This is a genomic window from Streptomyces sp. NPDC050423, assembly GCF_040655445.1.
Lineage (GTDB): Bacteria > Actinomycetota > Actinomycetes > Streptomycetales > Streptomycetaceae > Streptomyces.
This window is the reverse complement of record NZ_JBFAJY010000012.1, coordinates 94,062-111,768: the sequence shown is the minus strand read 5'-3', so window position 1 is coordinate 111,768 and position 17,707 is coordinate 94,062. Positions and strand designations below refer to the sequence as shown.

At 72.4% G+C, this 17,707-nt stretch carries 15 protein-coding genes; 5 read left to right on the top strand and 10 right to left on the bottom strand.

Annotated elements, in window-relative coordinates; genetic code table 11:
- The first annotated feature begins 66 nt into the window (after window positions 1-66).
- Together AB0I52_RS12040 and AB0I52_RS12035 are read left to right on the top strand one after the other, a co-directional pair.
- Window positions 67-549, top strand: coding sequence for a type I-E CRISPR-associated protein Cas6/Cse3/CasE (locus tag AB0I52_RS12040; protein ID WP_363071466.1), 483 nt, complete (start codon window positions 67-69; stop codon window positions 547-549).
- Window positions 522-635, top strand: a complete 114-nt coding sequence (locus AB0I52_RS12035) for a type I-E CRISPR-associated protein Cas6/Cse3/CasE (protein WP_363071464.1) — start codon at window positions 522-524, stop codon at window positions 633-635. Before AB0I52_RS12040 ends, AB0I52_RS12035 begins: the two co-directional genes overlap by 28 nt.
- Before the next feature lie 23 nt (window positions 636-658).
- Here AB0I52_RS12035 and AB0I52_RS12030 read toward each other — a convergent pair whose 3' ends face one another.
- From AB0I52_RS12030 to AB0I52_RS11990, 9 genes are all read right to left on the bottom strand, one after another.
- On the bottom strand, window positions 659-1,819 hold the full coding sequence (locus AB0I52_RS12030; RefSeq protein ID WP_363071462.1) for a zinc-binding dehydrogenase: 1,161 nt from the start codon (window positions 1,817-1,819) through the stop codon (window positions 659-661).
- Complete coding sequence (locus tag AB0I52_RS12025) at window positions 1,816-2,118, bottom strand: antibiotic biosynthesis monooxygenase family protein (RefSeq protein ID WP_363020902.1); 303 nt, start codon at window positions 2,116-2,118, stop codon at window positions 1,816-1,818. Before AB0I52_RS12025 ends, AB0I52_RS12030 begins: the two co-directional genes overlap by 4 nt.
- A gap of 3 nt (window positions 2,119-2,121) precedes the next feature.
- Window positions 2,122-2,781, bottom strand: coding sequence for a glycerol-3-phosphate responsive antiterminator (locus AB0I52_RS12020; protein ID WP_363071460.1), 660 nt, complete (start codon window positions 2,779-2,781; stop codon window positions 2,122-2,124).
- A gap of 196 nt (window positions 2,782-2,977) precedes the next feature.
- A complete protein-coding gene (locus tag AB0I52_RS12015) occupies window positions 2,978-4,531 on the bottom strand; it encodes an FAD-binding oxidoreductase (RefSeq protein WP_363071458.1) in 1,554 nt (517 codons plus the stop codon).
- Window positions 4,528-6,201 (bottom strand): glycerol-3-phosphate dehydrogenase/oxidase, encoded by a 1,674-nt coding sequence (locus AB0I52_RS12010; RefSeq protein WP_363071456.1) that lies wholly within the window; start codon window positions 6,199-6,201, stop codon window positions 4,528-4,530. The genes AB0I52_RS12015 and AB0I52_RS12010 overlap by 4 nt, the downstream gene beginning before the upstream one ends.
- A gap of 74 nt (window positions 6,202-6,275) precedes the next feature.
- Window positions 6,276-7,829, bottom strand: a complete 1,554-nt coding sequence (locus AB0I52_RS12005) for an FGGY family carbohydrate kinase (RefSeq protein ID WP_363071454.1) — start codon at window positions 7,827-7,829, stop codon at window positions 6,276-6,278.
- 82 nt (window positions 7,830-7,911) lie between these two features.
- Window positions 7,912-9,354, bottom strand: coding sequence for an MFS transporter (locus AB0I52_RS12000; RefSeq protein WP_363071452.1), 1,443 nt, complete (start codon window positions 9,352-9,354; stop codon window positions 7,912-7,914).
- Window positions 9,355-9,616: 262 nt separating this feature from the next.
- Complete coding sequence (locus AB0I52_RS11995) at window positions 9,617-11,170, bottom strand: N-acetylmuramoyl-L-alanine amidase (RefSeq protein ID WP_363071450.1); 1,554 nt, start codon at window positions 11,168-11,170, stop codon at window positions 9,617-9,619.
- A 234-nt stretch (window positions 11,171-11,404) separates the two neighbouring features.
- On the bottom strand, window positions 11,405-12,073 hold the full coding sequence (locus tag AB0I52_RS11990) for a nitroreductase family protein (protein ID WP_363071547.1): 669 nt from the start codon (window positions 12,071-12,073) through the stop codon (window positions 11,405-11,407).
- Window positions 12,074-12,439: 366 nt separating this feature from the next.
- On the opposite strand from AB0I52_RS11990, the gene AB0I52_RS11985 reads away from it, so the two are divergent.
- Genes AB0I52_RS11985 through AB0I52_RS11975 form a run of 3 tightly spaced genes read left to right on the top strand, consistent with a single transcriptional unit; the run spans window position 12,440 to window position 14,882 of the window.
- Window positions 12,440-12,673 carry an acyl carrier protein gene (locus tag AB0I52_RS11985; protein ID WP_363071448.1) on the top strand — a complete coding sequence of 78 codons (234 nt, stop codon included), beginning with the start codon at window positions 12,440-12,442 and terminating at the stop codon, window positions 12,671-12,673.
- On the top strand, window positions 12,670-13,917 hold the full coding sequence (locus AB0I52_RS11980; protein ID WP_363071446.1) for a beta-ketoacyl-[acyl-carrier-protein] synthase family protein: 1,248 nt from the start codon (window positions 12,670-12,672) through the stop codon (window positions 13,915-13,917). The genes AB0I52_RS11985 and AB0I52_RS11980 overlap by 4 nt, the downstream gene beginning before the upstream one ends.
- 47 nt (window positions 13,918-13,964) lie before the next feature.
- A complete protein-coding gene (locus AB0I52_RS11975) occupies window positions 13,965-14,882 on the top strand; it encodes an alpha/beta fold hydrolase (RefSeq protein WP_363071444.1) in 918 nt (305 codons plus the stop codon).
- Window positions 14,883-14,901: 19 nt separating this feature from the next.
- Here the strand turns inward: AB0I52_RS11975 and AB0I52_RS11970 are convergent, their stop codons facing one another.
- Entirely contained in the window at window positions 14,902-17,322 is a 2,421-nt protein-coding gene (locus tag AB0I52_RS11970; protein ID WP_363071442.1) for an endonuclease/exonuclease/phosphatase family protein, read from the bottom strand.
- Window positions 17,323-17,707 lie beyond the last annotated feature (385 nt).

The following is a 17,707-nucleotide window of genomic DNA, read 5'->3' as shown; positions in this document are numbered from 1 at the left end:
GGGTGACGGGTGCGGTCAGTGCGGGGTCCTACGCACGAGGAGGAGTCATGCGGGCAAATCACCGTGATGAGTGGCTTCCCGGGCTGGGTGGACGACGGCAGCCCCGACCCACGCGCCCAGATGGGCATCCTGTCCACCTGGACGGTCGACCTCAAGCAGGCGTGCCTCAACCTGGTGGTCCGGTCCTCGGTCCCCGCCGACTGGAGCGGCGTTCCCCGGGCGGCCCTGGCCGACAGGCCCGAGGTCCTCACCGTGGACCGCACGTTCCGCAGCGGTGACCGGGGCGACTTCCGGACCGTCGTCAACCCGATGCGCAATCTCCGGCCCGCGCCCGGCTCACCACACAGGACACCCGGTGTCCGTGTCCCCCACACCCGGCCCGAGCACGTCAAGAAGCGAACCCTCGGTCTCTCCCACGGGTGTGGTCCGTCTCGGCGCGCACACGGACGCCGAGCGCCTCGCGCTGCGCGTGCTGCCGAGCGTCTCAAGTCCCGCACCGCACAAGGGTCTGCGCATCGCGCGTGCGGATCAAGGGCACGCTCACCGTGACCGACTCCAAGGCCTTCGTCACCGCTCTCACCCAGGGCGTCGGCCATGCACGGGCCTGCAGCTGCGGTCTGGTCCTCGTACGGTGAGCACCCTTGTCAAAGCACCCCTGTCAGTCGTTCGGCCGGCCGGCGGCGACCGCCGGCAGCCCCGACGTGTCGAGCACCTGACGGATCGCCCGGCCCGACGCCAGCTCCTCCATCGCGTGGTTGACCTCGTCCAGCGCGAGGGTCCCGGTGTGCATCTCCTCCACCGGCATCAGCCCGGCCCGCCACAGGTCCAGGAAGCGCGGGATGTCGCGGCGGGGGACCGCGTCGCCCATGTACGAGCCCAGCAGGGACTTGCCCTCGCCCGCGAAGGCCAGGGCCGGGACCTTCAGCACCCGGTCGGGGGCGGGCAGGCCCACCGAGACGACCTTGCCGCCCCGGGCCACGGCGGCGAGGCACTCGGCCATCACCTTCGGGCTGCCCACGGCCTCCACCGCGACCTCGGCGCCACCGGACGTCAGCTCGCGGATCGCGCCGATCGCCTCGTCGGGGGCGTACGTGTGGGTCGCTCCCAGGCGCAGCGCCAGTTCGCGCTTCTCCGCCACCGGGTCCACGGCGACGATCGGGTACGCGCCGGCCGCCCGCGCACCCAGCACCGCCGACAGGCCCACTCCGCCCAGCCCGTAGACCACCGCCGACTGGCCGGGGCGCAGGGCCGCCGTGTTGATGACCGCGCCGGCGCCCGTCAGGACCGCGCAGCCGAACATCGAGGCCACGGTGAACGGGATGTCCCGGGCGATCGGCACCACGGACTCCTGAGCCACCACCGCATGACTGGAGAACGCGGAGACACCCAGCTGGTGGTGGACCGTGGCGCCGGAGGCGTCCGTCAGCAGGGACGGGCCGTGCAGCAGGGCGCCCGAGCCGTTCGCCGCGGCGGCCTGCGCGCACAGGGCCGGGCGGCCCGCCGCGCAGTCGGCGCAGAATCCGCAGCTCGGCACGAAGACCAGGGCGACATGGTCGCCGGGTGCGATCCGGTGGACGCCGGGGCCGGTCTCCTCGACCACTCCGACCGCCTCGTGCCCGAGGGCCATCGGGAGCGGCCGGACCCGGTCGCCGTTGACGACCGAGAGGTCCGAGTGGCACAGGGACGCGGCCGCGACCCGGACCAGCACCTCGCCCTCGCGCGGGGCGCCGAGGTTCAGCTCCTCCACCTCGGCCGGCCGGGTCTCCGAGTAGGGCCGGGCCGTCGATATCCCGCGCAGCACCACCGCCCGGGTCTTCACGCGCCCACCTCGTCACGGGGCGCGCAGCGCAGCACGTCGCGGCTCTCCAGCAGCGGGACGACCTTGCCGAGCACGATCTCCCGGAAGTGCGGGGTCGCGCAGTGCGCGGTGAAGTCGGCCTCGGTCGCGTACTCCTCGTAGAGCACGATCGCCCGCGGGTCCTCGGTGCCCTGGTGGACCCGGTAGCCGAGGTTGCCGGGCTCCCGGCGGGAGGCGGCGGCCATGGTGTCGAGGAGCGGGAGGACGGTGTCCTGCTCGCCGGGCCTGGTGCGGTACCTGGCCACTACTACGTACGTCACGGGTTACTCCTGAAGTGGTGCGGGCCTCTTGAGGGCGGCGGGCGGGACCGGCGGCAGCTGGTCGCGGCGCAGATGCCAGAGGCGGGGGTCGGACGTGGCGGCCGCGGCCGACCCGAGGGCCAGCGCGAGTGCCACGTCGGCGGCGGATTCCACGAAGCCCGCGGCCACCGACGGGGACATCGCGCGCTGGGCCTGCGGGGTCATCCGGGCGACGATCGGGGCGGGCATGATCTCGACCAGGTCCGGCGCCCCGCGCGAGATCGCGTCCGTGGAGCGGCGCAGGTTGGACCGGTCGGTGACGAACACCTTCATCATCGTCAGCAGCCCGAGAGGGCGGCCCTTCTCTATGAGCGAGAGCCGGGTGCTGACCACCCCGTGCGCGCCCATGTTCTTGATGAACTCCAGCGCGCCCCGGTCCTGTGCCAGACCGGGGCTGCTGTCGACGTTCACGAACACGGTCTTCCCCGCCCGGCCCAGCGCCGGTACGACCTGGGGCAGCTGCCCCACCGCGAACGAGGCGAGGATGCACACCCTGGCCGGCGCGGTGAGGAACTGCCGCAGCGGCTGGGTGCCGACGACCGACGCGACGACGGGCACCTCGGCGAACGCAGCGGTGAGCCGGGGGTCGAGCGGTGCGCCGGACCGGGAAGGGGAGGGGGACATGGTCAGGCCCTTCGTTTGGATCGTGCCGGGCTCGCGGGGCCTGGCACGCACATCTGCGGTGTTGTCGTCGGTCGCCAATGCTCCGCACTGACTCCCTCCTCCGCCTTGCAGCTGCACGCACCGGGCCCCGCTCCCTGATCCGGCACGGTCCAAACGAAAGACCTTGCCTGCCTGGGATGGGTGTGTGGTGACCGCGTCAGTTCAGCGGAGACATACCGAATCGGCTGGGAAGGCCCAGTTTGCCAGGGTTGAGAATGCCGGCCGGGTCCAGGGCCGCCTTCACCGCGACGAACGTCGCGAAGCCCGCACCCAGGGATTCCTCCAGGTAGGGGCCGCGCAGCAGTCCGCAGCCGTGGTGGTGGCTGAGGGCCGCCGCATGGCGGATGAGGACGGCGTTGGCGGCGTCCCACACCGAGCGGTACCAGTCGCGCCGCGACTCGGGAGCCACGTCACCGCGCAGCGAGAAGTAGACACAGGCGCCGTCGGTGTAGGCGTGCGACTGGTGCGCGGAGGCGGCCAGGGTGCCGGGCACCGACTGGATCGCGGCGACCACCTCGTCGTAGATCACCGGGAGGTCGGCCCAGGACGCGGCCATCTCCAGGGTGTCGGCGACGAAGCCCGGACCCGGCGTGAAGCCGTCCGCGGACTTGCCGACGATCATCCGCTCGTCCAGCCAGCGCTCGAAGACCGCCTTGGAGTCCAGCTCGGGCCCGTACGCGGAGCAGACCTCGGCCGCCACCTTGATCGAGGCGTCCACGATCGCCGGGTCGCCCTCGTCGGCGATCAGCAGGAGGTTGGTCTCCGGGTGGCCGAAGTGCGTACCCGACTCCAGGGCGTCGTACAGCCGCAGCACGGCCGGGGTCGCACCGCGCTGCATGATCTCGCGGCAGGCGTCCAGGCCCTCCGCGAAGGTCTCGAAACCGAACGCGACGGCGTTCGCGTACTCCGGCAGCGGGTGGACGCGCAGCCGGGCCGAGACGATGACCCCGAGGGTGCCCTCGGAACCGATGAACAACTGGCGCAGGTCCGGGCCGACCGCCGCGCGGGCGTAGTCGCCGTACGTGGCGCGGGTGCCGTCCGCGTGGATCACGTCCACACCGACGACCATGTCCTCGATCTTGCCGTAGCGCGTGGAGAGCTGACCGGCGCCGCGGCAGGCGATCCAGCCGCCGACCGTGGAGACGGCGAAGGCGGACGGCCAGTGGCCGGTCGTGACGCCGTACTCCTCCTGGAGCTGCTTCTCGAAGAGGTCGCCGAACATGCCGGCCTCGACGTCCACCACGTTCGACCCGGCGTCGAAGCCGGTGATCCGGTTGAGCGCGCACACGTCCAGGACGACACCGCCGAAGACCGGCAGCGCCGCACCCGTGACGTTCGAGCGGCCGGCGGACGGGGTGACCGGGATGCCCGCCTCGTTGCAGATCCGCAGCACGGCCGCGATCTGGTCCGCGTCGGCGGCCTCGACGACCACGGCGTCCGGCGTCGCGGGACGTCCCTCGGTCTCGCCGATCATCGAGCCGGCCCACCAGTCACGGGTCCGGGTGACGACCTCGTCGCGCTCCACGTGCACGGTGTGCGCGGCCTCGCGCAGCGCCTCGATCACGGTCTCGGGAACCTTCACCGGGTCGACCTGGAGCGCGGCCTCGCCGTCCCCGACGGGGGTGTTCTGCGCCCACTTGGCGAAGCTGGGGGCGCCGATCGTGTAGTTGCCCCGGTTGAACGGGTGGGTGATGGTCTGACGGCTGATCATGCTGCTGCCCCTTCGAGGAGTACGGACTTTTCGTGACGGACGGCTGCGAGGTACTCGGAGACCGAGCGGTCCACCTCGGCCTCCGTGAGGTTCAGTTCCCGGCCGAGGATCGCGCCCACCTCGCCCGCCGCCTCGGCGGAGGCGTCCCGGGCGAAGAGCCGGGCGCGCAGCCGGCGGGAGAGGACGTCGTCGACCGAGCGGGCCAGCTCGGCACGGGCCGCGTACACGACCTCCGCCCTGGTGTACGGGAGTCCCGCGACGATCGGCCGGGCCAGCGTCGGGTCCTCCTGGATCAGGTCACCGACGAAGCGGGCCTCGGTGCCGAAGCGCTCGCCCAGGTGGGCGGCGATACCGCCGGAGGCGGCCACGGCCTCGGCGTCGTACCCGGAGCCGCCGAGCAGCGGGAGGTCGCTGGTACGGCTCCTGCCCTTGCGGCCCAGGACCGTCATCACCTTGTCGATGACGAGTTCGCCCATGTGCCGGCTGGTGGTGAGCTTGCCGCCGGTCACGGTCACCATGCCGGTGCGGCCGATGCTGATGTGGTGGTCGCGGCGCATGTCGAGCGTCGCGCCCTCCTTGCCGCCGACCAGCGGGCGCAGCCCGCCGATGGAGCCGGTCACGTCGTCCGGGGTGAGCTTCCCCTCGAAGGCGGTGTTGGCGCCCTCCAGCAGGAAGTCCATCTCCTGACGGGTGCAGTGCACGTCGTCGGGGGAGCCCTGGTAGTCCTCGTCCGTGGTGCCCAGCACGACGCTGTTGCCCCAGCGGGTGCAGGTCGCGCGGCGGGCGCGGCCGGGGATCGGCACGGTGACCGTGCAGTTGATCCGCACCTTGTCCCAGGGCACCACGATGTGGACGCCCTTGGCGGGCCGTACCTGCGGCTTGTGGCCGTCGACGGCCTTCGCGTCCAGCTCGTCGGTCCACACCCCGGTGGCGTTGACGACGGCGTTCGCCCGGATGTCGACGCCGTCCCCGTCCACCGAGACCCGGGCCCCGGCGACCTTGCCGCTCCGCATCAGCAGACCCTCGGCCTTGGCGCCGTTGAGGACCGTGGCCCCCAGCGCCGCCGCGGTCCGCACGATGGTGAGGACGAGGCGGGCGTCGTCCGTGCGGGCGTCGAAGTACATGAGCCCGCCCTGGAGGTTCTCCGAGCGCAGCGTCGGCGCCTGCGCGAGGACCTCCGGCACGGTGAGCCGCTGGTGGAGCTTGCCGATCCGCCAGCCGCCGACCAGGTCGTACGTCCACAGCAGTCCCTCGAAGCCCTTGGCGAGGCGGGCGTCGAAGATGCCCTCCTTCTCCAGGATCGGGAAGAGGAACGGCAGCCGGTGCACCAGGTGCGGGGCGTTCTTGCGGAAGCGGTGCCGCTCCAGCAGCGAGTGGCGTACGAGGTTGACGTTGCCCTGCTCGATGTAGCGCAGGCCGCCGTGGACCATCTTCGAGGACTTCGACGACGTGCCGGAGGCGAAGTCGTCCTTCTCGACCAGCGCCGCGCGCAGCCCGCGCGAGGCCGCGTCGAGCACGGCGTACGCGCCGGTGATGCCGCCGCCGATGACGAGCACGTCGTACGTGTCGTCGGCCAGCCGGCGCTTGGCCGCGGCGCGGTCAAGCAGCAGGGGCGTCCGGCGGGTGGCCGCGGCACTGCGCCGCGGCTTCCGGGCGGGCATGGTGATCACAACATCAACTCCTGGTGTTTCGGTGCGGCGGCCGCATGGTCGGGTACCGGCCGCCGGCTGACGGTGAGGGGCCGTCAGTGGGGGGTGAGGGGGGTGAGTGCGGGGTCCTTGAGGTGGGCGATCAGCACGTCGCGCCAGGCGGTCCGCTGGGCGGTCCGTTCGTCCGCGCCGAGTGACGGCTCGAAGATCCGGCCGTGCGGCTGCGCCTCGACGACCTCTTCGAGCGAGCCCCACAGGCCCTGGGCGACCCCGGCCAGATAGGCGGTGCCGCGCAGGCTGGCGGTGGCCGAGTCGGCGACCCGCTCCAGCGGCAGGCCGGTCAGGTCGGCCTGGATCCGCAGCAGCGGGTCGCTGCCCGCGACCCCGCCGCCGACCCGGAGCCGGGTGAACGGGGCGCCCATCGTGGCGGCGACCCCGTCGACGAGGTCGCACACCGAGTGCGCGATGCCGTCCAGGACGGCGCGGGCCAGATCGGCCCGGGTGGTGGCGAGGGTGAGCCCGGTGAGGGCGGCGGTGGCCTCCGGATGCCAGACCGGCGTACGGACCCCGGCGAGTGCCGGGACGAAACGCGGGGTGCGGCCCGGCCGGGTGGGGACCCGGCCGGCCTCCTCACCGAGCTCCTTCGGCGAGGCGAACAGGCCCAGGTCGTCACAGAGCCAGCGCAGCGCCGAACCCGCCGTGGAGGTGTAGGCCTCCAGGCTGTAGTGGCTGATGTCGCCCTGCCGCCGGCCGGGCTGGGCGAGCACCCCGGAGATGTCCGGCCGGGGCAGGGCGGGCGTGGTGCCGGTCGCCGCGTCGACGAACGCGCCGGTCCCGTACACGCACATGCCCTGTCCGGCGGCCAGGCCGCCGAGCGCGATCAGTGCGGCGTGCTGGTCGCCCATCGAGGCGGCCAGCGGGACGGCGATGCCGAGGGCGGCCGGGTCGGTGGTGCCGAACCCGGCGTCGTCGGAGCGGAGTTCCGGAAGCAGGTCGAGGGGGAAGCCCAGGTGGCTGATCCACTCCTCGTCCCAGGCGTGCCGCTCCAGCAGGTAGCCGCCGCTGGAGGCGGCGTTGGTCGGGGTGGTGGCGTGCACCGCGCCACCGGTCAGCCGCCAGATCAGCCAGGTGTCGACGGTGCCGAAGAGCAGCCGGCCCTCGCGGTGGGCGGCGGCCACCTCCGGGTGCGCGGCGATCTGCCGGGCGGCCCAGAGGAACGGTGCGCGGGCGCCGACCGGGCGGCCCTGGCGGGCGGTGAGGGCGGCGTCCCACTCCGCCTCGTGAGCGGTGAGTTCGGCGGCGTACCGCCGGTCCTGCCACACCACGGCGGGCAGCAGCGGCCGCCCGCTGACCCGGTCCCAGAGCATCGCGGTGGCCCGCTGGGTGGACAGCGCGACCGCGGTGATCGCGATGCCCTCCGCCCGTGCGGCGCCGACGGCCCGGCGCGCCACCTCAAGGGTGGCGGTCCAGATCTCCATCGGGTCCTGCTCGACCGAGAGGTCGTCCGGATGGCTGACCTTGATCGACCGGTAGAACACCTCGTGCGCGGCGCCGGAGTCGAGGACGACTCCGGCCCTGGTGCCGGTGGTGCCCTCGTCGATGGCCAGCACACCGCGCCGTGGGGCGGCGCCGGGGAGCGTCTGCGTCATTGCAGCCCTTTCATTGCGAGCATCGCGAGCTGTACGGAGGGGGAGAGGGACCATCGTGTGGTGCGGCAGGCGCGGCGGACGGTCAGCGCGCGGTCGCGGACTCCGCGGATTCCTGCTCGTCCGCCGCGGCGGTGCGCGGCGGCGCCGTCTCGTCGGGCGACGCGGCCTTCATCGGGTCCCACTTGATGGCCAGGCAGGTGATCATGCCGAGCAGCGGCACGACGGCGAGGACCAGGAAGGTGTCGGCCAGGCCGAGCGACTCCTTGATCTGCGGGAAGAGGTACAGCCCGGCGACACTTCCGAAGCTGCCGACCATCCCGGTGACACCGGTGCCGAGCGCGCGCACGTCACTGCTGTACGAGAGCGCCGCGATGGACTTGCCGTTGGCGCCGGGCCCCGCGGAGTGGCACAGGATGAACAGCACCGGCAGCAGGAACGCCACCGCTGTCGGGACCTTCTCGAAGGTGAGTCCCATCGCGATCAGGGCGACGAAGACCCCGCCGAAACCGGCGGCGGAGCTGAGCCGCAGCCCGAGCCGGCGGCCGAAGTACGCGGACAGCAGCCCGCCCGCGATGCCGAAGGCGTTGAACACCATCGAGCCGATCGTGGCCTTCTCGAAGCTCTCGCCGAAGATCGTCAGGCTGATCAGCGGGAGGTACCAGCCGACCGCGAAGTACTGCATCGACTGCCCGAGCGAGATCACCGAGGAGAGGATGGTGCGCGGCAGGTACTCGCCCTTGAAGAGCAGCCCCGCCTGGCGGAAGCCGATGGCGGGTGCCTCGGCCGCGGCGCGGGTCGCCGCGTCGGGCTTCCCGGCGACGGCCTTGATCCGGTAGATCCGGTCCAGGTTGAGGACGGCCTCGTCCAGCCGGCCCTTGCTGGCGAGCCAGGTCGGACTCTCCCTGAGCATCAGCCACTGGCCCACCAGCAGCGCGAGGGCCACGACCGCGGCGGACCCCACCGACCAGCGCCAGATGTCCGCGCCGACGTCCATGTTGAAGAAGAACAGGGCGAGCGCGAGGTTGCTGGTGGTGGCGACGTACCAGACGGCCTGCCACAGGTTCAGCCGGCCGGCGAGCTTGGCGGGGGTGTACTCGGCGAGCAGCGCCATGGCGACGGCGAAGTCGATGCCGTACGCGACACCCACCAGGACCCGGCCGAGCCAGACGACGGTGAAGTCACCGGCGAACGCGGCGAGCAGGGCGCCCGCGATGGCGAAGACCTTCGCGATGAGCAGCGGGGGGACCCGGCCGATCCGGGTGGCGAGCCAGCCGCCGATGGGGTTGAAGATGATCGCCAGGGCCGGAGCGGTGGCCGTGAGGATCGAGACCTGCGTGCTGGTCAACTCCATCTGGGACGTCATCGGTCCCAGACCGGCGCTCAGCGCCGCGTTCGAGTAGGCGTCGAGGAACAGCCCGCCGAACACGAGGAACCAGATGACTTGCGCCCGGCCGGTGATCTTTCCCAGCCCATCGATGAGCGCAACGACGTCGGCGACGCCTTTGACGCTCGGACGTTGTGCCATGAATCCGCCTTCGAGGAAGACCCATCGGCGGCACGGGGAGCACAAGAAAACAGGCATGACGAAACCACCGACAGGTGGTCTATGTCTGTGCCTGTCAAAACACTGCGGAAAGCGCCGCAGCACGTGAAGTGCGACTACACGAGGAGATTAGGAAGACGTCAGGAGAAACGTCAAGGGTTTCCGGCGGGTTACCCAAACGTGACGTTCTGGCGTTCCCGCACGTCACGGGCGGGGCGGCGCGCCCCGCCCGTGACCGGGTCCGTCAGCGGCCCGCCTGCAGCGCCGCCCAGGTGTCCGGCCCCACGACGCCGTCGGCCGTCAGGCCCCGGCTCGTCTGGTAGCCGCGCACCGCCGTCGTCGTCGCCGGGCCGAAGCTCCCGTCGATGCCGACGGCCGAGCCGAGCGTCGCGGTCAGCGCGCGCTGGAGCCGCTTCACGCCGTCGCCCGTCGCGCCCTCCCGGAGCGTCGCCGTGCTGCCCGCCGACAACAGGGCGGTCCAGGTCCTGGCTCCCACCACGCCGTCCTGGACCAGCCCGTGCGCCGCCTGGTAGGCCGCCACCGCGCCCGTTGTCGCCGGGCCGAAGTCGCCGTCGGCCGCGCCGGCCGCCTGGCCCTGCTCGTTCAGAAGCTGCTGGACGGCCTTGACCTGGGCGCCCGTCGAGCCGCTGCGCTGGGTGGCGTACGCGGTGAAGCTCAGCCCGTCGGGGGTGGTGCCGCCCCCGGTGTTCCCGCCCACCAGCTGCATGTAGCGCGTCCAGTCCCAGTTCGGGCCGGGGTCGGTGTGGTCGTTGCCCGGCGCCTCGCTGTGGCCGATGATGTGCGCCCGGTCCTTCGGGATCCCGTACCGGTCGCACAGGTACGCCGTCAGGGCCGCCGACGACCGGTACATCGCGTCCGTGAACCAGGACGGGTCGTCGACGAATCCCTCGTGCTCGATGCCGAGCGCCGAGGAGTTGGCGCTGCGCGCGTGGTACGCGGTGTCGCTGTCGCGGACCATCTGGGTGATCTGGCCGTCGGACGAGCGCACCACGTAGTGCGAGCTCACCTCGGACGCCGGGTTCTGGAACCAGCTGATCGAGCCCGCGTACGAGCCCTGCGTGACGTGGATGATCACCTTGTCGATCGCTGCCGAGCGGCCCGCCGCGAAGTTGTTCGCGTCGGCCGGGACCCAGAGCGCGGCCGGGTAGTCGGCGCTGCGGGTGCCCGGCTCCGAGTCGGCCGGCGAGCCCTTGTGCGGGGAGACCGGGCGGCCCGTCACCGAGATCCGCTCGCCGTCCGGGGCGACGGCGTCGAGCCCGTCCGCCAGGAAGGTGTAGACCGTGTCGGCGTACAGGGCGGCGGCCGGACCGCCGGAGCCGCTGTACCGGGCGACGGCCGGGTACCAGGCATCGATGTCCGCCCGGTCCCGGGCGTCCAGGCCCAGCTTGTCCGCGTAACCGCGCAGCACCGCCGCGCCGCCCAGGATGTTGGCCTCGGTGTCGGTGCGCAGGTCCGCCAGGGACTCGCCGGTGAGGTCGGCGGCCCGCTCCAGGGTCCGGTTCTCGGGGTTGCTGGCGAGGTGCATCACGCCGAAGCCGTTCGCCTGGCTGGGTTGCCCGGAGTGGCCGTCGAGGTGGGTTTCGCCGTATCCGACGGCGGCGAGCAGATCGCGCGGCACGCCGAACCGGCTCGCCGCCCGCTCGAAGGCCTGGTTCATCGGGTGGCCGGGGTCCGGGGCGGCGAGGGCCGGGGTGCCGGTGAGGGCCAGGACGGTGGCGGTGAGGGCCGCCAGCACGGATGCGCGGGTCCTCGTGTGGGCTGCGGGGCGGCTGGGCATACCTGCTCCTGCTCTGTGGGGGGAGAAGAGACGGCCCCCGGGCCCGAGGGGGCGGGCCGAGGGGCCGCCAAGCCCGCTCAGCGTATCGATCTGTTCAGTGCATGACAATTATCGTGCTGCGTGTCGAACTCCTTTTCACTCCAATGGAGTTGACCTGCTGTTATCGGTGTGCGAGTCCGGTACCGCTCGGCGGTGGCCCGGACCCGGGCAATGCCCGGACCCGGGCCGGCCGGCCTACCAGCGGTCGCGGTGGATGACGTCCGCCACCGGACGGCGCCGGATCGGACCGAAGTTGCCCTGCGGCCACCCGACCGGAACGGCGGCGAAGGTCTGCATGTCCTCGGGGATGCCGAGGGCCTCCTTCCACTCCTGCTCCAGCATCAGGTGCCAGAGGGTGACGTTCGCCGCGAGCCCCAGCGCGCGGGCCGCGAGGAGCAGGTTCTGCACCCCGGGATAGACGCAGGAGCCCTCGGCGAGCGCCTGGAACCTCGCCTGAGTGCTCGTCATGTGCTCCACGCCCGCCGGGCCGAGCGCCTGCGCGTACGCGACCAGGCCCTCCTCCTCGATCCGGGGCTCCGGGAACCGGTAGCAGGGCACGACCAGCACGGGCGTATCGGCGAAGTGGTCGCGCTGGTACTCGATCGCGGCGACCATCCGGCCGTACGCCGCGTCGTCCATGCCCTTCGGCGCGTACTTCCCGGTCGTCGCCAGATACGCGTCCACACACCGCTTCCACAGCGGCGCCAGACGCGCCATCACCTCACGGTCGGTCACCACGACGTACTCGTAACACTGCATGTTGCCGCCGCTGGGACCCCAGACGGCGGCCTGTATGAGCTGTTCCAGCGTCTCGTCCGGCACGGGTTCCGGTCTCAGGCGGCGCATGGCGCGCATCGTGGACATGGTGGAGAACAGGGCGCGGGCGTCGGCGGAGAGCTCGGCGGCCGGTGCCGATTCGGCCTGTGCCGGGACGGCCTGTGTGGGTTCGGTGTTCATGATCGCGGAGTTTACGGGCGAAACCCCTCCGGGAGGAGCCCTGCCGGCCGGCTCCTGGAGGCGGCGGCCCCGTTCCGCCCCCGCCGGTCCGGCCCGGCGCGCGTCCCGGAGATTCGTACACCTGCCCAACCCCCCCACCGCACGGGGGAACGCGGACCTGAGCCACTGCCGGCAGGGCGTATAAAGGGTGCCTCCGGACCGGCCGGCGTCCCCCGATGGCAGTGACCTCTCACGCGGCAAGGCGTCACCGCGTACGACAGCGGAGGAGTGCCCATGAGCACGGCAGACGAGATCAGCACCTTGCTGGTGGCGAACTTCGGAACCGATCCCGTGGCGATCCGCCCCGAAGCGTCGCTCCGTCAGCTCAGGCTGGATTCCCTGGCCCTGGAAGAACTGCGGCTCCTCATCGAGGAGCGGATGGGCGTCGACCTGGAGGACGTGCAGCTGACCTCGCGCGACACCGTCGCCCAGTTGGTCGACGCCGTGCACCGCAAGGCCGCGGCATGACCGCCCGGTTCCGCCCCGAGCCGTTCGCCGCCGCCGTCACGGGGATCGGCCTCGTCACCGCGGCGGGCGTGGGCACCGAGGCCACCTGGCGCGGGGTTTCCGAGGCCGCCACCGCACCCTCCGTCCCGCACCGGCCCGAACTCCACGGCCTGCCCTGCGACTTCATGTACACCATCACGGGCCTCGACACGAGGGCGGTCCTCGGGGTGGCGGCCCAGCGCCTCATGGACCGCTTCTCGCAGCTCGCCGTCATCGCCGCCCGTGAGGCCGTCGCGGACGCCGGGCTCGACCCCTCGGTCTGGGACGGCTCCCGCGTCGCCGTCGTCATCGGCTCCGCCCACGGCGGCCTGCCCTTCTACGACGCGCAGCACACCGCCCTCACCGAGCGCGGCGCCCGCCGGGTCTCGCCCAAACTCGCCCCGCTCACCGTCGTCAACGGCGCCGCCAGCAGCGTCGCCACCGACCTCGGCGCGCACGGCCCCAGCCTGGCCGTCTCCACCGCCTGCTCGTCCGGCACCGTCGCCATCGGCACCGCGCACCAGATGCTGCGCACCGGGGCCTGCGACATCGTCGTCGCCGGTGGCGCCGAATCGGTCTGCTCCCGGCTCCTGATCGCCAGCGCCTGTCAGCTGAAGGCCGTCTCCACCCGCCGGGACGACCCCGAGTCGGCCTGCCGCCCGTTCGACACCCACCGCGACGGCTTCGTCGTCGGCGAGGGCGCCGGACTCCTCGTACTGGAACGCCCCGAACACGCCCGCGCCCGCGGCGCCACCGTCCGCGCGCACCTCGCCGGATACGGCGCGTCCAGCGACGCGTACTCCGCCGTCGCACCGGATCCCGAGGGCCTCGGCATCGAACGGGCCCTGCGCGCCGCCCTCGCGGACGCCGGAGTCGGCGCTGCGGACATCGGACACGTCAACGCCCACGGCACCTCGACCGTGGCGAACGACCTGATCGAGGCGACGATGCTGCGCCGGGTGCTCGGCGAGCACCCCCTCGTCACGTCCACGAAGGCGATGACCGGACACACCCTCGGCGCCGCGGGCGGCATCGAGACCGCGCTGACCGTGCTGGCCCTCCAGCACCAACTGGTCCCGCCCACCGTCAACCTGGACGCCCCCGACCCGGAGATCCCGCTCGAAGTGGTGAGCAAGGAGGCCAGGACCGGAGCGTTCGACGCGGCCGTCAAGACCTCGCTCGGCTTCGGCGGGCACAACGCCGCACTCGTCCTCACCAGGGCCTGACCACCCAGCGCACCCCCCAATCGCCGGACCTTCTAAGGACGGTCACCATGCCCGACGAGATCATCCGGAACCTGTCGGTGCACGGGCTGCGCTACAGCTACCGGACCCTGACGCAGCCCTCGCCCCGCACCGAGCCGGTCATCGTCCTCGGCGGCGCGCTCCAGGGGATGTACGGCTGGCCGCAGATGGACGAGCACCTGGGACCGCGGGCCCACGTCGTCACCGCCGACCTGCCCGGCATGGGCGGCGCCGACCCACTGCCGCCCGGCACCGGCGACGACATCCTGTACGCGGCCGTCACCGGCATCATCGACGACCTGGGCGTTCCCCGGGTCAACCTCTTCGGCTTCTCCTACGGCACGTCGATCGCGTTCGGCTGCGCCCGGCAGAACCCCGGCCGCATCGCCCGGCTGATGCTCGGCGGCGTACCGGCCCACATCAGCGAAGCCCAGCGGACCCAGTGGGGCCGGGCCGTCGCCCGGCTCGCCACCGGTGACATGGAGGGGCTCGCCACGCTGACCGCCGAGGCGCTCATGTGCCTGGACCCGGCCCGCAACGTCCATCGCAGGGAGCTCGCCCGGCGCTACGTCCGGCGCTCGTTCCTGCACGCGCTCACCCACTCCCCGCACGCCGCGCAGTCGCTGCGCCGGGCGCTGGGCCACCGGCCGGACTTCTCCGGCGGGCTGAGCGGCGTGCCCGCGCTGGTCTTCGCGGGCGAGCACGACACGGTGACCTCGCCCGAACGGCAGCGGGCCTTCGCGGCGACGATCGAGGGCAGCCGGTTCCTGACCATCACGGACTCCGACCACTGGGTCGTCCTGGAACGCCCCGACGATGTCGCGGACCTGGTCGCCCGCTTCTTCACCGACCGCCCGCTGGAGACGGCGCCCGCCCTGGGACCCCTCGCGCTGCCGCACCCGCGTGCGGGTGCGGCAGGAGCGGCCCTGCCGCGGACGGGCGGCTGAGCCGCCCGTCCGCGCGGGATCAGTGGTTGCGGTGGCCGGATCCGTCGGCCCGTACCCGGACGATCTGCGGGTCGTGGTCGCTCGCCTGGTCCGCGAACTCCGCGTTGATGTGCACCACGTCGTAGTCGAAGTGCCGGATGCCGGGGCTCGTCAGGATGTGGTCCAGCGTCTGCGAGTTGCCCTCGTACACATAGCTGTACCGCTCGTTCGCCGGCAGCGTGTTGATCAGCGGCTTGAGCGCCTTCCCGGCGGTCAGCGCGGACATCGTCGGCGAGAACGCGAAGTCGTTCAGGTCGCCCAGCGTGATGACCTGCGCCGACTTGTCCGCCGCCAGCAGCGACTTGACGAAGGTGTTGACCTCCGCCGCCTGCTTGACCCGCTTCGTCTCCGAGCTGCGGACCGGTGCCTGGTAGCGGCCGTGCAGCGGCTGGTCGCCGCCCTTGGAGGTGAAGTGGTTGCCGATGACGAACACCGGCTCCCCGCGGAAGCGGAACTCACCGACCAGCGGCTTGCGGCTGTCGGACCAGGACTCGTTCAGCGGGCTGATCCGGGCGGGCGAGGCCGACAGGGTGACGCCCTTCTTCGTCCGTACGGCCTTCACCGCGGTGGTCGCGTCGCCGCCGGCGCGGTCCACGAAGGAGACCCGGGCGGGGTTGAAGAGGAAGACGTTACGGATGTTGCCGCCGGGCTCTCCGCCGTCCTTGCCGTCCTGCGGAGCGACATAGCGCCAGGAGTACCGCGGGCCGCCCGCCGCGACGATCGCGTCGGTGAACCGCTTCAGGGTCGCCTCGGAGCCGACCGTGCCGTCGTTGACCGCACCGTTGTCGTCCTGGATCTCCTCCAGCGACACGATGTCGGGGGAGGCCAGGTTGACCGCGACGCCCTCGGCGAGGGTGTCGAACTTGCCCTGTTCGTCGAGCGCGTCGAGGTTCTCCACGTTGTACGTGGAGACGGCGAGTTCGTCGCGCTTCTGCTTCCTGGTGACCTCGCGCTTCAGGTGCCGGTCGGTGAGGGTGCCGAGCCGGGTGGCCTGGAGGCTGTAGCCGCCGAAGGAGTCGTAGTCCAGCACCCCGGTGGTGGTGCCGGACAGCACGTCGCCCACGTTCGCGACCGGGACGGGCCGGGTGCTGTCGAGCGACATCACCTTGATCCGGCCGGTGTTCTGGTCGGTGTACGAGGAGTACAGCGTGCCGCCGCGCCGGGTCGGGTTCTGCTTGGGCTCGACGGTCACCCAGACCTCGCCGTACGAGCTGGTGGCGCCGGTGACCCGGGTGTCGGCGGTCTCGACCCGGGTGCCCTCAAGGGACTCGTAGAGATCGAGCGCGTACTTCGCGGGTTCGAGGGGCAGCGGGTCGATCGAGCCGCCGCCCGCCGAGGGGAGGTAGCCGCCGGGCACCGAGGCCGCGTTGAGCACCACCGGCGCCGGCAGTGGGTTGCCCGAGGACAGGACCGTGGTCCTGGGAGCGGTGATCTCGGTGACGGACTGCGTGGTGGACGACGGGTAGTACTCGTCCACCGTGCCGCTGACCAGGACCGAGTCGCCCACCGAAACGGCCGGGGCGGCGGAACCGGTGTAGACGAGGACGCCCTCGGAGGTGCGGGGGTCCGCGTCCGGCGAGGGGTCCTGGATCCAGAAGCCGCGCGAACCCGTGGTGCGTACCGCCGTGACGATGCCGGGGACCCCGGTCACCGCCTGGCCGTCCAGCGGGGAGACCCGGGTGGTGCCCTGGATGTCGTGCACGCGCACGGTGCCGGGCTCGGTGGGGTTGTCCGGATCGCCGGGGTCCTCGCCGCCGCCCGACGTCTCACCGGCCGCGTTCACCGGTGTGGGGGCGGCCGCGGACAGGTCGGCGGCGTTGTCGTCGGTGTCCGCGAGCGAGGCCGCCCGCGCCACGGAGGCGGTGGCGGAGGCGCCCGTGGCCGGTCCGCTGCCCTCCCGGACGACCGCCGAGCCGTAGCCCACCAGGTCGACGACCCGGGTGTCCGAGGCGCAGTCGGCCGCCGTCTTGCAGGTCAGCGGCGCGGTGCCGGAGACCAGTGCGACCGTGCCGCTCGCGGCGGCCATCGCGACGGTGCCGGTGGCGTCCGGGGCGGGCAGGTCGACGGTACCGCCGGTGCCCGCGGCCTGGGCCACCAGATAGCGGCCGCCCGGCGCGACGGCGCCGGAGAGCGGGGACACCTGCCACTGCGAACCGGCGGACGGCGCCCCGGGAAGGTACTGGACGCTGAACCCGGACAGGTCGTACGCGGCGGAGCCGGCGTTGGCCAGCTCGACGAAGTCGCGGGTGAGCGTCGCCCCCGAGTTCCCGCCGCCCCCGTACACCTCGGAGATCACGGCGGTCGAGGACGGGGCCGCGAAGGCGGCGGGCAGCGCGGTCGCCGAGAGGGTCACGGCGACCGCGCCGGCCAGCAGGACGGAACGTGGTCTGGATATGCGCACGGAAACTGCCCCTCAGAGTGTGATGAGGGGGCACAAGCTATGCGCGTAGAACGGGTGATGACAAGGCACCAGAGGTGAATTTCGGAAAACGCTGCGCCATCCGGCCCAAGCAGGCCGCCGACCGGGATCCGGACCCGCCTCGCCAAGGGCCCCGGCGCCGCTGTTCACGCCCCCGCCGTACACCCGTCATGCGGGGGCAACGCGGGGCAACACCCGTCAGGGGCAACGGTGTCCATGACGCGGCAATGGTTTGACCGGCTTGCACCGGTCCGGTTGCGTTGCGCGGCATGCAGCGATCCGCTCACCTGACGACGCGAGGTCACATCGGCCTGAAGCGCGTGTGCTCCGCCGTGTGTCAGCGGGTCTGAGAGCACCACGCCCGCGC